Origin of the sequence: Phycisphaera sp. (assembly GCA_025916675.1) — a bacterium.
Lineage (GTDB): Bacteria > Planctomycetota > Phycisphaerae > Phycisphaerales > UBA1924 > JAHCJI01.
This window is the reverse complement of record CP098402.1, coordinates 455,294-467,878: the sequence shown is the minus strand read 5'-3', so window position 1 is coordinate 467,878 and position 12,585 is coordinate 455,294. Positions and strand designations below refer to the sequence as shown.

The 12,585-nt window shown below is 67.5% G+C and carries 13 protein-coding genes and 1 pseudogene; all 14 read right to left on the bottom strand.

Features of this window, described 5'->3' with window-relative positions; genetic code table 11:
- Positions 1–117: 117 nt before the first annotated feature.
- Positions 118–657, bottom strand: coding sequence for a hypothetical protein (locus NCW75_02045; protein UYV13078.1), 540 nt, complete (start codon positions 655–657; stop codon positions 118–120).
- Positions 658–699: 42 nt separating this feature from the next.
- Positions 700–1,443: an OmpA family protein gene (locus tag NCW75_02040; protein UYV13077.1), complete on the bottom strand. Its 744-nt coding sequence runs from the start codon at positions 1,441–1,443 to the stop codon at positions 700–702.
- 1 nt (position 1,444) lies between these two features.
- Positions 1,445–2,230, bottom strand: a complete 786-nt coding sequence (locus NCW75_02035; GenBank protein ID UYV13076.1) for a motility protein A — start codon at positions 2,228–2,230, stop codon at positions 1,445–1,447.
- A gap of 179 nt (positions 2,231–2,409) precedes the next feature.
- Positions 2,410–2,535 (bottom strand): annotated as a pseudogene (locus tag NCW75_02030) (flagellar FlbD family protein).
- 20 nt (positions 2,536–2,555) lie between these two features.
- Positions 2,556–4,319, bottom strand: a complete 1,764-nt coding sequence (locus NCW75_02025) for a flagellar hook-basal body complex protein (GenBank protein UYV13075.1) — start codon at positions 4,317–4,319, stop codon at positions 2,556–2,558.
- 38 nt (positions 4,320–4,357) lie between these two features.
- Positions 4,358–4,807, bottom strand: coding sequence for a hypothetical protein (locus NCW75_02020; GenBank protein UYV13074.1), 450 nt, complete (start codon positions 4,805–4,807; stop codon positions 4,358–4,360).
- Positions 4,804–5,226: a hypothetical protein gene (locus NCW75_02015; protein UYV13073.1), complete on the bottom strand. Its 423-nt coding sequence runs from the start codon at positions 5,224–5,226 to the stop codon at positions 4,804–4,806. Before NCW75_02015 ends, NCW75_02020 begins: the two co-directional genes overlap by 4 nt.
- 38 nt (positions 5,227–5,264) lie before the next feature.
- Positions 5,265–6,419 (bottom strand): flagellar hook-length control protein FliK, encoded by a 1,155-nt coding sequence (locus NCW75_02010; protein ID UYV13072.1) that lies wholly within the window; start codon positions 6,417–6,419, stop codon positions 5,265–5,267.
- On the bottom strand, positions 6,382–7,137 hold the full coding sequence (locus NCW75_02005) for a hypothetical protein (protein UYV13071.1): 756 nt from the start codon (positions 7,135–7,137) through the stop codon (positions 6,382–6,384). The genes NCW75_02010 and NCW75_02005 overlap by 38 nt, the downstream gene beginning before the upstream one ends.
- A gap of 3 nt (positions 7,138–7,140) precedes the next feature.
- Positions 7,141–7,599 carry a flagellar FliJ family protein gene (locus NCW75_02000; GenBank protein ID UYV13070.1) on the bottom strand — a complete coding sequence of 153 codons (459 nt, stop codon included), beginning with the start codon at positions 7,597–7,599 and terminating at the stop codon, positions 7,141–7,143.
- A gap of 3 nt (positions 7,600–7,602) precedes the next feature.
- A complete protein-coding gene (locus NCW75_01995) occupies positions 7,603–8,958 on the bottom strand; it encodes a FliI/YscN family ATPase (GenBank protein UYV13069.1) in 1,356 nt (451 codons plus the stop codon).
- Entirely contained in the window at positions 8,955–9,659 is a 705-nt protein-coding gene (locus tag NCW75_01990; protein UYV13068.1) for a FliH/SctL family protein, read from the bottom strand. Before NCW75_01990 ends, NCW75_01995 begins: the two co-directional genes overlap by 4 nt.
- A gap of 19 nt (positions 9,660–9,678) precedes the next feature.
- Positions 9,679–10,716 (bottom strand): flagellar motor switch protein FliG, encoded by a 1,038-nt coding sequence (fliG, locus tag NCW75_01985; GenBank protein UYV13067.1) that lies wholly within the window; start codon positions 10,714–10,716, stop codon positions 9,679–9,681.
- A gap of 24 nt (positions 10,717–10,740) precedes the next feature.
- Positions 10,741–12,447 carry a hypothetical protein gene (locus tag NCW75_01980; protein UYV13066.1) on the bottom strand — a complete coding sequence of 569 codons (1,707 nt, stop codon included), beginning with the start codon at positions 12,445–12,447 and terminating at the stop codon, positions 10,741–10,743.
- Positions 12,448–12,585 lie beyond the last annotated feature (138 nt).

Here is a 12,585-nt window from a genome sequence, read left to right as displayed (position 1 = left end):
GACAACGCCGGACTCCGCCGGCTTGTGCAACATCGGAGCCCGAGCCCTCGCATCCGCAGCTTTTGCCGCAGTGTGCCCGGGCACGCGCAGGACCTGCGCGTTCGCCAGTCAGAATCGTCAGTTCCGCGGGAAGCCCCGCAGCTTGGCGATCACCAGACGCTCGACCCGCGGCAGCCCGTCGGCGTCGTTGCCGAACACCTCGTTCACCAGCGCCGTGAGCTGACGCGACCCCGTCCGGAAGTCCGGCTCGCGCAATTCGGTCAGCTTGGCCCGGCGGAAGATCTGGGTAATGCCCTCCTGGATCTCGGCCGACCGCTGCTCGAGTTGCCCCTGCACGAAGTCCTGGTTCTTGCGGCGCACCTTGATGTAGATCTCGGCTTCCCAGATCCACACCTGGTTGCTGGTCATGTTCTGGTACTGCTCTTCGGTCAGCATGATCTCGACGAGGGCCTCGGGGTCGTCCTCGTCGCTCACGATCTCGGCCGCCGCGTCCTTGGGGGTGCTCGACATCATCGTGACGAACAGGAACACGCCCACGCCCTCGATGGCCATGATCGCCAGGATCACCGCGAGCAGCTTCGTCGAAAGGCCGCCCTTGCCGCCCTTCTTCTCCTCGGTGCTCTCGCCCTCTTTGTCCTTGGTCGCTTCCTCGGCCATCGCTATCCTCCGCGCTGCGGCGATCCCCGCTCGTGTTATCGGCTACGGCCGCCCCGTCCAGTTCGGATCGGGATGCGTCTCGTCGGGGTTGATCTCCGTGCGGATCACCTGCACCCGGCGATTCGATGCCGCCGCCGCCCCAGGGCCGCGGGCAGCCACCGCAGGTTCGGAATCGGCCTTTGCCTCCAGCTCCATGAGCCTGGGGTCCAGATTGACCTCCGCCACCAGGTAGTCCATCACCGCCTTGGCCCTGCGATAGGAAAGATCGTAAAAATCCAACCCCGAGATGCGGTCCTCGGCTCCCCAGGCGTGCCCGAGCACCTCGATCTTCACCCGGTGCCCACGCAACGCCGGGCCGATCTCCTCGCTGAGCTGCCGCTGCGCGCGGGGGCTCAGCTCGGCCGAACCGGCCTCGAACGTCAGGCTCGCGCCCACGGCGAAACGCAGCCCCTCGTTGATGACGTTCGTGCTCTCGTTCCGCCCCGCGATCGACTCGCTGGTGGTCTCGGCACTGATGAATGGCTTCTCGGCCGACTCAGAGTTATCGGTGTCCAGGCTGTCGACCGTCATGTACGGAATGTCCTCGACTCGGATCTTGCCGATGCCGCCGTTGTACCCGAACGCCTCCTGGATGCTCCGCACCACGTCCTGATAGTCGCGTTCCTGCTTCAGCTCGCTGAACGCCGCCAGCAAGATGAAGAAGCAAAGGAGCAGCGACATCAGGTCGCCGTAGGTCACCACCCACTCGGGAACGCCCGCGGGTTCTCGCTTCTTGCGTTTACCCATCTCAGGCCGCCTCGCGCGCCGCCGCGAACGCGTCCCGCTTCGCCGGCGGCAGGAACGTCAGCAGCTTGCTCTCCACCACGCGCGGGTTGTCGCCGCTCTGGATCGACATCACCCCCGTCACGATGATCGTCTTGACCAGCAATTCCTCGGCGTCCTTGGCCGAGAGCTTGTCGGCCAGCGGCGAGGCGAACATGTTGGCCATCATCGCTCCGTACAGCGTCGTGATGAGGGCCACTGCCATGCCCGGGCCGATCTTGCTGGGGTCGTCCATGCTCTTGAGCATGAAGATCAAACCCAGCAACGTCCCGATCATGCCGAACGCAGGCGCGTACTTGGCAATGCCATCGAGCACCGCCTTCGCGTTCCCGTGCCGATCGCTCAGCGCATCCAGCTCGGTATCCAGGATCGCCCGGATCAGCTCCGGATCGGTCCCGTCCACGGCCATCTTCACGCCGCGCACGATGAACGGGTCCTTCATCTCGCCCATCAGGTTCTCGAGGCTCAGGATGCCCTCGCGGCGGGCGACCTCGGCGTACTTGACCAGTTCGGCGATCGTCTCGGCCGGGTCGCTCGTGTCATTAAAGAAGGCCTTCTTGACCACGCCCACCAACCCGGTGATGCGCGCCATGGGGAAGCTCATCATCACCGCGCCAATGGTGCCGAACACCACGATGAACACCGACACCACGTCGAAGATCGCCATGATGTCGCCGCCGCCACCGATGAAGATGCCGATGAACAACGCCACGACGGCGAGTACGACTCCGATAACCGTACCAAGGTCCATACCGCACTCGCTCCGATGGTGGCTCGGCCGCCCGAGGCCCTCCGGGGCCCCATCCATCATCGTCGAGCCTTATTGACCTCTTGAGGCCAATACGGACCCACCGACCCTCAACTCGGAGGCATCAGCTTCCGAAGCAGCCGCCCGTAGTCGATCGACCGCGTCACTACCTCGACCATCTTCTCCTTCACCACGATGTGATCGCCGCTCACCAGCGTGATGGTGGTGTCGGGGTTCTCTTCGATAGTCCGGATAAGCTCGGCATTCAGCACGAAGCCCTTGCCGTTCAGCCGCGTTAGCACAATCATGCCCTCAGCCTCCCCGCGCCCTAGCGGCCGATCACCACGAGCTGCTGCAACAGCTCGTCGGTCGTGCGGATCACCCGCGCGTTGGCCGTGTATCCCGTCTGCGCCAGGATCAGCCCGATGAACTCCTGGCTCAGGTCGATGTTCGATTGCTCGAGCTGACCGCCAAGCGTCCGGCCCGTGCCGAATCCCCCGGGCTCGGTGATCACCGCCTCGCCGCTGTTGGGCCCCACGCGGAACAGGTTGTCACCCTCGTCGGTCAGCCCCTGCGCATTGGCGAACGTCGCCAGCGCGATCTGCCCGATCGGTCGGCTCAAGCCGTTCGTGAACGCCCCGGAGATCACCCCATCGGGCCCGATGCCGAACGCGTTCAGCGTGCCCGCGGGCAACCCGTCTTGGTCGTCCACCGCGATGTTCGCCTCGCCCTCGCCCACGTCGAGCGCCTGCAAGCGCGAGCCCTCGCCCTGGAAGAGCAAGTCGAACGCCAGCGGCTGAGCCGCGCCCGTCGCCCCACGATTCAGCACCACGCCCACCGGCTCGGCCTGCCGCAGGTTGCCATTGGTGTCGAACTCGACCGTCCCCGTCGCCAGCGCCGGGCTCCCGGCCGCCTCGTCGCTCTCGACGTAGTACCGCCACGTCGTGCCCGCGTCGGTCTTGTCTTCCATCACCATCGTCAGGTCGGCAAGTACCAGCCCGCCCAGCGAGTCGTACACAAAGAACGGCGTACGCTGCGACTCACCATTTGCCTCCCGCGCCGTCTGTGCCGCGAAGGGGTTGATGCCGGTCGCCTGCCCGTTCTCGTCGAGCACCACGATGTCGCCCGTCTCGATGTCAAGGTCGTTCGCCTCGCCCGCGTTGCCGACCACCTGGATCTGCCCGGTCTCGGTATCAAGCGTCACGCCAGGCGCTCCAGCGCCCGTCTGCGGCTGGATGCCAAGGGCCGAACCCAAGAAGCCCAGGAAGTCGCCGATCGTCGTCGCCGCGCCAATGGCCAGCTGCGCGATCGGCAGCGTCCGCCCGCCCTTCTCCGCCCCGCGCACCTGCACGCCATCCCCAACCGTCGAGCTCTCACCCAGTTGCAAGGTCTGTCCATCGGTGAACATCGCCGTGCCCGAGCCGCGCTGCAACGGATTCTCAAGCCCAACCAGCGGCGTGTCGACCGTCAACGGTTCACCACCGAGGGCCGCAAGCCCGAGGCCATCCCCACCACTCAGCAGCGTGCGCGAGCCAACCTGCGCCACGTCCCCGCCCGCGTCGAGCACGCCGTTGAACCGCACCGTCGACGTCGCCTGCGCGATCGTCAGCGAGCCGAGCTCGATCGTGATGTCATCGAGCTGACCCTGCTGCACCTCGAAGCTGTCGTTGACGCCCCAGCCCTGCACACGCTCGCCGTTGACGGTCACCAGCTCGTTGTTCTCATTCAGCGTGAACGCACCAGCACGGCCGTAGAACCGATCTTCGGACCCTCGCAGCACGAAGAACCCCGCGCCGTCGATGGCCACGTCGGTCGGGCTGCCCGTGGGCGTGATCGTCCCGCCGCCCATGTTCCGCTGGATGCCGGCGATCTTCGTGCCCACGCCCACCTGCATCGGGTTGGTGCCGCCCAGCGCCGCCGTTGGCTCGTTGCCCAGGCTGAACGTCCGCGGGTTCTGGTTCGCCTGGTACATCCGCGAACCCTTGAAGGCCGTGGTGTTCACGTTGGCGATGTTGTTGCCGATCACGTCGAGCCGACGCGTCTCGACGTTCAAGCCGCTCAGGCTGGCAAACAGGGCCGTGGTCGATGCCATGGGTACGTTCCTTCACACGGCGCTCATGGCGCGATAAATCAGTTCTGCAATTCGGGTGAGCCCGCCGGTGCCAGCCTGCGCAAGAGCGCATCGCTCGCCGGCGCTGGCTCGCTCGTCGGCCCGGCCGATAGCACCGCGTCGACATCGGACATCAACGCGCTCTCGGCCGGCGCGCTCTCCAGCGCCATCCGGCTCTCGACATCCAGGCGGATCACCATGCCGTCCATCAGCACGGCGGCCGTCTTGGCCCCCTGCGCCTCGGCCATATCGGCCGCGTGCGAGAGCCGCTGCAACTGGTCGCTGCTCAAATCAACACCAAGCTCCGGCCCCGACACCACGGCCCGCCCGGTTTCCAGGCCGCCGTCCTTGGCCGCCTCCAACGCCTTACCAAAGTCACCACTCGCATCGGCCTTCTCACTCCCGCCAACGCCAAGCAGCCTCGAACCGAGGCCAACCAGGCTCAGCAGGTCGAGCGGCGTCCCGGTCACGGCAGCAGCTCCGCGTACTCGCCCACGCCGGTCAGCTTGTCAATACCAATCGTCGAGCCATCCTGCAGCAGCAGCGTCGGCGAGCCATCCCGCGTGCGCACCGCGCCCACCGTGCCCACGATGCTCTGCCCCGCCTCATCGATGCCCTCGACACGCCGCCCCACCAGCGACGTCGCGCTCGCCAGCCGGTTGTCGGCGACCAGCGACTCGAGCTTCTCGGTCAGGTTCAAGTCGCTCTCGATCGAACGCACGCTGGACAACTGCTGCACCAGCGCGTTCGTGTCATTGGGCGCCAGCGGGTCCTGCGCCTGCAATTCGGCCAGGATGATGCCCAGGAACTCCTGAGAGTCCAATTCGCCCAAGCGATTCGGTTGTGAAGCTCCCGAGGCAAGCCCCGAGTTCGCGGATATAGCACTCATGCGACGCACCCCGGAGGCGCGTGAAGCCCACCAACCGCCTACGCGGTGGCGTCCAGCCTCACCGTGCCCATCGCTCGCCAGGGCTCCGCCCGGGCGGCCGGTTCGTCATCCTCTCGCGTCGCTCCGCGTCGCGATCCATCGTCCGCCCCACCGCCATCGGGCGCTCCACGCCCCTCGCGATCTCCGGCAAACGCTCGGCCATCCTGGCCACCGTCGGCTCCGCCATCGGGCCGTACCGCAAGCCGCGTACCAGCCTGCGATCCGTCCTCAACCAGCTTCACATCGATCCGCTCCACGCTCAGCCCGCGCATCTCGAGTTGCTGCCGCAGCGAGTCCCGCGAACCCTCAATCATGCGTTGCGCTTCGGCACTGTGAGCCTCGAACGTCGCCGTCACCCGGCTGTTCTCGACCTGCACCCGCACGCTGAGCTGCCCAAGGTTCTGGGGCCGCAATCGCAGCGTCACCTCGCCAGTGCCCGAGCGCAGCGCCTGCGCCAGCCCGCGCCCCACCTGCGCCTCGAACACCCGCTCGAAGCGCAACGCCCGATCGCCCCGGGGCGTCGCCACCTCGGGAGCCTTCCCGCGGGCCGCACCACTCTGCGGCCCGCGGGCGGCTCCGATGGCCGTGGCTTGTGAATTCTGATTTGTCCCGCTCGCCGAGGCCTGGGCCGCCACCGCACCCGTTGCCACCGAAGCCGGTGCCGGAACCGCTTGCGCTCTCGCCTGCGCAGGGTTCGCTACCGGCGCTGGCCGCTGGTCCCCCTGCTTCATCGGCTCATCGCCCTTGGGAGCAGCGTTCTGTGTCTTGCCCCGCGCCTCGCCCTTGTTCGGAACCGGCGCTTCGATCGCCTCATCACCCGCACGCGAGGCTGGCGTCTGCTGGCCTACCTGCTGCCGACTCGCACCCGCGAGCTTCTCCAAGCCCTCGCGCGACTCCTGCGCCCTTGGCGTCGGAGGCTGCGCCCCCTCGCGCGTTTCCTGCCGGCCCTTCTGCGCGTCCTGTGCGTTCCACTCGGCGGCCGAATCATTCCGGGCCTCACCCCGCACGATCCCAGACTCTCCGCCCTGCAACGCCCCCAGCAGCATACCAAACGCCCCCGCATCGCCCTGCACACGCAACTCACGCTCGCGCTGCGAGCGTTGCACGTTCTGGGCCTCAGGGGGCTTGGGGCTCATCTGGAGATGCTGCGGCATCGGCTACCTCCGGCGTTACGCCGTCCGTCCGCAAACGCTCCAGCAAAACAGCGGCCAACGTCGGGTCGTCCTTGGCAAACTCGGCGATCACCTTGTTCCGCTGCCGATCTTCCATCGCCCGCAAGTACTCCACCACAATCGCCTGCCCGTCTAACTCACCCTCGGGCGGCTCGGCCTGCCCGTCCCACATCGCCATCAGCATCGCCCGCGCCGCCGGCGCCCGCTGGCCCTGCAGCGCGTCGACGGCCGTACGAAACTGGGTCTGGCCAACCAGATTGTCCCGCTCGGCGATCCTCGCTTCGAACGCCGCACGCTGCATCTCGATCGCCTCGCCCAGCCGATCCGTCTCGGCCCGCTCTCGCGCCAGCAGGTCGCGCAGGTCTTCCAACTCGCGCATCGCCCGCGTCATGCGCTGGTCGGCCGCCATCGCGGCCTCCTGCTGCAGTTCCACCAGTTCCTCGGCCGTCATGGGCGAGGTCATCAGCCGCTCTACCCGATCGCGGAGTTGCTGCACCTCGTCCTCACGCTGCTCGGCCTCGGTCACATCAGCCGCCAGCCGAGCCTCGCGCTCCTCCGGCGTCTCGGCCAGCATCTGCTTCAGGTCATCGAACCGCTCGCGATCCAGCCGCCCGCTCGCGCCCAGCCACCCCACGACCGAGCCAATCGCAAACAGATTCGCGATCGCCAGCACCGACGCAATCGTCCACAGGTTCCGCATGGCCTAGCCCTCCACCGATCCTGTATGCCCGCGACGCATCACGAACAGGTCGTCCAATTCCAGCCGCTCGGCCTTCTCCAACTCGTCTACCCACGCCTTGTACCGGCGCTCGCGCAGCTTCTCGATCGCCTCGCGCCCCACCGACGCCTCCCGCAGCAACTCCCGCGCCTTGTCGATCCGCTTCTGCACGCCCGCCAGCCTCACCGCCAGCGCCCGGGCCTTGCGATCCGCCCCCAATTCTCCCGCCACGTGCTCTCGCAACGACCGCGCCGACACCCGGCCAACCATCAACTCCCGCGCCACGTCCCGCTCGGCCTCGACCACCCCCCGGAGTTCGACCATCTCCGCCTCCACAGCGGCCCGCTCGTTCTGCGCCATCGCCAGCACGCCCAGGGCATCACGCTCCGCCCGCCGCCGCTGCTCAAGCACCACTTCCAACTCAAATGCAAACCGCCGCGCCACGCCTTAGCCCCCTTCGCCCAGCCGGGTTGCGATCTCGCCGCCGAGCGTCAGCAGCCGCAGCCGCGCATCCTCGAACGCCCCAGCATCATCAACGGACTGCCGCAGCAACCCCTCCATCGCCGGCATCAGCTCGATCGCGGCGTCCACCTCCGCGCTCGATCCCTTCGCGTACGCCCCGATGCGCACCAGGTCCTCCGACTTCGAGTACGCCGCCAGCAAGCGAACAAGCCGCTCCCGAGCCCCCGCGTGCTCGGCATCCATCAACCGCGGTGCAAGCCGGCTGACCGATCCCAGCACGTCGATCGCCGGATAATGCCCCCGCGTTGCCAGCTCGCGCGATAGCAGCACGTGCCCGTCCAGCACGCCCCGCACCGCGTCCGATACCGGCTCATTGAAGTCATCGCCCTCCACAAGCACGGTGTACAGCCCGGTGATCGATCCCACACGCCCGCCGCCAAGCTCTACGGCCCCCGCGCGTTCCAGCAGCGTCGCCATGCTCGCGAACACGCCGGGCGTGTACCCCCGGCTCGTCGGCGGCTCGCCCGCGGCCAGCCCGATCTGTCGCAGCGCGTGCGCATACCTCGTCAGCGAATCCATCACCAGCAGCACGCTCAGCCCCTGATCGCGAAAATGCTCCGCCACAGCGCACGCCGACCGCGCCGCACGCGCCCGCACCAACGGCGGCTCGTCGGCCGTCGCACACACCACGACGCTCCGCGCCAGCCCCTCTCCACCCAACGCATCCTCGATGAACTCGCGCACCTCGCGGCCGCGCTCGCCCACCAGCGCCACGACTACCACGTCCGCGTCGGTCTGCCGCGTGATCTGCCCCAGCAGCGTGCTCTTGCCCACGCCCGGCCCCGCGAAGATCCCCATCCGCTGCCCTCGCCCGATCGGCGTCACCAGGTCGATCGACCGGATCCCCGTCCGCAGCGGCTCGCTGATCGGCTCGCGCGTCATGGGCCCGACACGACGGGCATCGAGCGGCGCCCATCCATGCTCGCGCGGCGAGGGCAAGCCATCCAGCGGCCGCCCCATCGCGTCGATCACACGCCCGAGCAGCCCCGGCCCCACCGCCACGCTCGCCCACGCCTGCAACCCCTCGACCACGTCGCCCGCGCGGATGCCATCGCCCCGCCCCATCAGCATCACGATGGCGTGCCCGTCGGCCAGCCCCACGATCTCCCCGAGCTGCTCCCCACCGCCCGACAGCGACGAACGCACCCGAACCACCGAGCCCACCGGCATCGGCAGCCCGCCCACCAGCAGCGTCGACCCACGCAGCGTCGACACCCGGCCCGACACGCCCATCGCCACCGTCGCGTCAAGAGCCGCGCCCGCGCGCTCCAGCACACTCACGGCGACTCGCCCGGCAGCAGCACGTCCACGATCCGTGCCAGTTGCGTCTCGATCGTGCCATCAATCTTCGACTCGTCCGCCTCGACCACCACCGAGCCGTGCGACAACGATTCATCCTCGACCACAACCGCGTTCGTCGACTCGGCCAGCCGGTCCGCGATCCCCGGCATGGCCGCACGCACCGCTTCGGCATCCCCGGGCGACACTCGCACCCGCACCCGGCTCGGCCGCATCGTCAGATCGATCGCCTCAAAAAGCTGCCGCGCCGCAGCCTCGCCGTCAAGTTCCACCGCTCGCTTGGCCACACGCTCACCCAGCCGAACCGCCAGCGCCAGCACGCCCCGCTCCGCCTCGGCGTAGAGCGCCGTCCGCATGGCCTCAAACCGATCGAGCGCTCCGTTCCACGATGCCTCGAGCGCCCCCAGCGCCTCGGCCTCGGCCGCGATCGCCTCCGCCCGCCCACGCTCCATCCCCTCGGCGTGCCCCTCGGCCTGTCCCTTGGCCAACCCCTCGGCGTGCCCCTGCTCGGCGGCGTCAGAGATCAACCGCTCCCGCTCGGCCTTCGCCTCATCGACAATCCTGTCGGCCTCGTGCTGCGCACGCTCGGTCAGCGCCCGCCCCTGCCGCGCAAGATCGCCCAAGTCGAGCACCACGGCCTCGCGCGCCAGCGAGGCCGCATCGGCGCGGCGGATCATCGGCATGGCATCACCCCGCACATGCTCAGACCACCAGTTCCGTATCGCCGCGGCCCTGGATCATCAGGTCGCCGGCCTCTTCGAGCCTGCGCACAATGTCGACGATCCGCTGCTGCGCCGTCTCCACGTCGCTGATGCGCACCGGGCCCATAAACTCCATGTCTTCCTTGATCATCTCGGCCGCCCGTGCTGACATGTTGCCGAAGATCTTCTGCTGCAACTCCTCCGATGCCGTCTTGAGCGCCAGCGCCAGCTCGTCGTTGTCGACTTCCTTGAGCACCGACTGGATGCCCTTGTCGTTGACCATCATGATGTCCTCGAACACGAACATCAACCGCCGGATCTGCTCGACCAGGTCGGGGTCCTCCGACTCGAGCCCCTCCATGATCGCCTTCTCGGTCGAGCGATCGGCCAGGTTCAGCATCTCGGCCACCGTCGGCACGCCGCCGCTCTTCTCCATGTTCTGCATGAGCATGTTGCTCAGCCGGCTCTCGAGCCCCTTCTCGACCTCGCGGATCACGTCAGGGTTGGTCTGCTCCATGTTCGCGATGCGCTTGATCACCTCGATCTGCTTCTGCATGGGAAGGCCGACCAGGATCTCCGCCGACTTGTTGTGCGTCAGGTGGCACAAGATGAGCGCGATCGTCTGCGGGTGCTCGTCCTGGATAAACGTCAGCAGGTTCTCGCTCTCGGCGCGCTGCAGAAAACTGAACGGCGTCTTCTGCACCTGCGTCTGGATCTGCATCAGCACCTTCGACGCCTGATCGGGGTCGAGCGAGTTCTGCAGCAACTCCTTTGCAAAGTCCAGATTACCCTCGCCCGCGAACTCGTTGGCCACCGTCAGGTCGTAGAACTCACGAACAACCGCCTCTTGCAGCTTACTCGGCACCCGCCCCAGGCTCGCCAACTCGCGCGTGACCTCCTCAACCACCTCGGCGGGCATCGACTTCAAAACGATCGACGCCCGCTCGTGCCCCACGGCCAGCAACAGGATCGCAGACTTCGTCGCACCATCAAGGTCGATCGGGTTCGCCGGCAGCTTTTCGTGCGGTTTGCGAGGCAATACGTTCTCCAGCCCAATCTGGACTCAGTCACGATCCGAGGCAACCCAGCTCTGCAACAGCGACGCGGCCGTCTCGGGCGAAGACGCCACCAACTCGCCCACCTGGTCCAACATCTTGCCAGCGCGCACCTGCTCCTCGTCTAGCTCGATGCCAGACATCGGCACGTCCCCCTCGTCGGCCTCGCCGAACAGGTCGCCGTCGGCCTGCAACGCCGGCGGAATGCCGACCAACTCCTCGGCCGTCGGCAATTCGGCCCGCTTGGTCGCCTTGCGCATCAGCATCGCCATCATCGCCAGGCTCACCAACGCCAGCACGCCCAGCACCGCCTTGTCGATCAGCCCACCGCTGGCAAGCCCCATGAATCCGGCCCCGCCGCCACCCATGCCACCACCACCAAACCCGGCACTCGAGGCGCTGCTGCCAACCAGTGGCATGTCGCTCAGCATCGACACCGTCACCGCCACGTCCGCCGGGTCGCCCGTCACGATATTGCCCAGCACCACCTGGATTCGCGCCTCAAGATCGCTCCGCACCCGATCGAACCGGTCCGCAATTTCCTGAGGCGTCGGCGCCACGGGCTCGGCGTCCTCGGCCGGCGCGGCCGTCTCCTGCTCGATCAACCGCAGCACATGGCTCCTCGGCACGCCCAGCATCACCGACACGCCCAGCAGGTCGCCGCCCGGATCCTCGACGTTCTCGGTCATCGACGGGAAGCGCGAGTCGAAGGTGCTGTCCTCGGTCGTCTCGGTAAAGCTCGATCCGTCCGCCGAACCCTGGCTGATCGACGCGGGCTCATTCGATCGCGTGCCGCTCACGCCCCCCCGAACCGTGCTCTGCTGCACCTGTTCCGTGCGGCTCTCGCTGACCAGCCCCGAAACCGGGCGCTCGAACTGCTGGCTCTGCTGCGTCCGACGCGTGCTGTCCACCCGCGCCAGCACCCCCAGAGACATCCCGGGAATGTCGCGCAAGAACCCGCGGATCTTGCCCTCGATCATCGCCTCGAGCTGGGCCTTGTGCTCAAGCGACCGCCGCGCGCTCAGACGCGTGTCATCACTGGCGTAATACGCCATCATGCTCACGCCGTCAACGATCGAAACGCCCGGCGGCTCAAGCCCCGGCACGCCTCCGGCAACACCGATCGCGATGGCATCGACCGCGTCCTGGCTCAGGTCACCGCCTACCGGCCACACCGAGACCGTTGCCGTGGGAGCCCGGTGCGTGCGCCCCAGCCCCCCCTGCTCGGGCATGTTGATAACCACCTTCGCCTGGCTCAACGATTGCCACATCGTCAAGATCTCGGAGAGATGCTCCGAGTAGATCGCCCAGTACTGCTGGTGGTTGTCCTGACGCGAGTTCATCCAGCTGCGCGCCGCGATCAACCGCTCCACGAACGACGCAGTCTGCGTCGGGGCGATCTGCTGCTCCATCAGCATCGCCCGCGCCCGCAACGCGTAATCCTGGTTCACCATGATCTGCCCGGTCGGGCTCGTGTCCGCCCGGATGCCCGCGGTCTCGAGGGCGCTCACCGCCCGAGCCTGCTCGCCGGGGTCCGACACCAACGCCACCTGCACCGCCGAACTCTGCCCGGCGTACTGGGACACCAAAAAGAACGCCATCGCCACGATGAGCACGACACAGCCGACCAGCAGCTTCTCGATCGTCCCGAGGCGACCGAGATAGCCCGCCAGTTGGCGCAGCTTCTCTTTGGGTTGCTTGGTGGCCGTCTCCACGCCCGAACTCCCGCGCGTTCCACGCGCAAAAACCGTGCCGCTCAGCAGGCAACACGCCAGTTCGTGGTCGGCTTGTCAGAGGCCCGGGCTTGAATACCCGACAGCGACTATGCACAACCCGCGCGAAGCGGGCCCAAA

What these genes read in the sequence shown, in the direction of transcription:
- NCW75_01990 (UYV13068.1), bottom strand. Translation starts at nt 9,659, where the DNA reads ATGCCGATGATCCGCCGCGCCGATGCGGCCTCGCTGGCGCGCGAGGCC.
- NCW75_02010 (UYV13072.1), bottom strand. Translation starts at nt 6,419, where the DNA reads ATGCCGCAGCATCTCCAGATGAGCCCCAAGCCCCCTGAGGCCCAGAAC.
- NCW75_02025 (UYV13075.1), bottom strand. Translation starts at nt 4,319, where the DNA reads ATGGCATCGACCACGGCCCTGTTTGCCAGCCTGAGCGGCTTGAACGTC.
- NCW75_02005 (UYV13071.1), bottom strand. Translation starts at nt 7,137, where the DNA reads ATGCGGAACCTGTGGACGATTGCGTCGGTGCTGGCGATCGCGAATCTG.
- NCW75_02040 (UYV13077.1), bottom strand. Translation starts at nt 1,443, where the DNA reads ATGGGTAAACGCAAGAAGCGAGAACCCGCGGGCGTTCCCGAGTGGGTG.
- NCW75_02015 (UYV13073.1), bottom strand. Translation starts at nt 5,226, where the DNA reads ATGAGTGCTATATCCGCGAACTCGGGGCTTGCCTCGGGAGCTTCACAA.
- NCW75_02045 (UYV13078.1), bottom strand. Translation starts at nt 657, where the DNA reads ATGGCCGAGGAAGCGACCAAGGACAAAGAGGGCGAGAGCACCGAGGAG.
- NCW75_02035 (UYV13076.1), bottom strand. Translation starts at nt 2,230, where the DNA reads ATGGACCTTGGTACGGTTATCGGAGTCGTACTCGCCGTCGTGGCGTTG.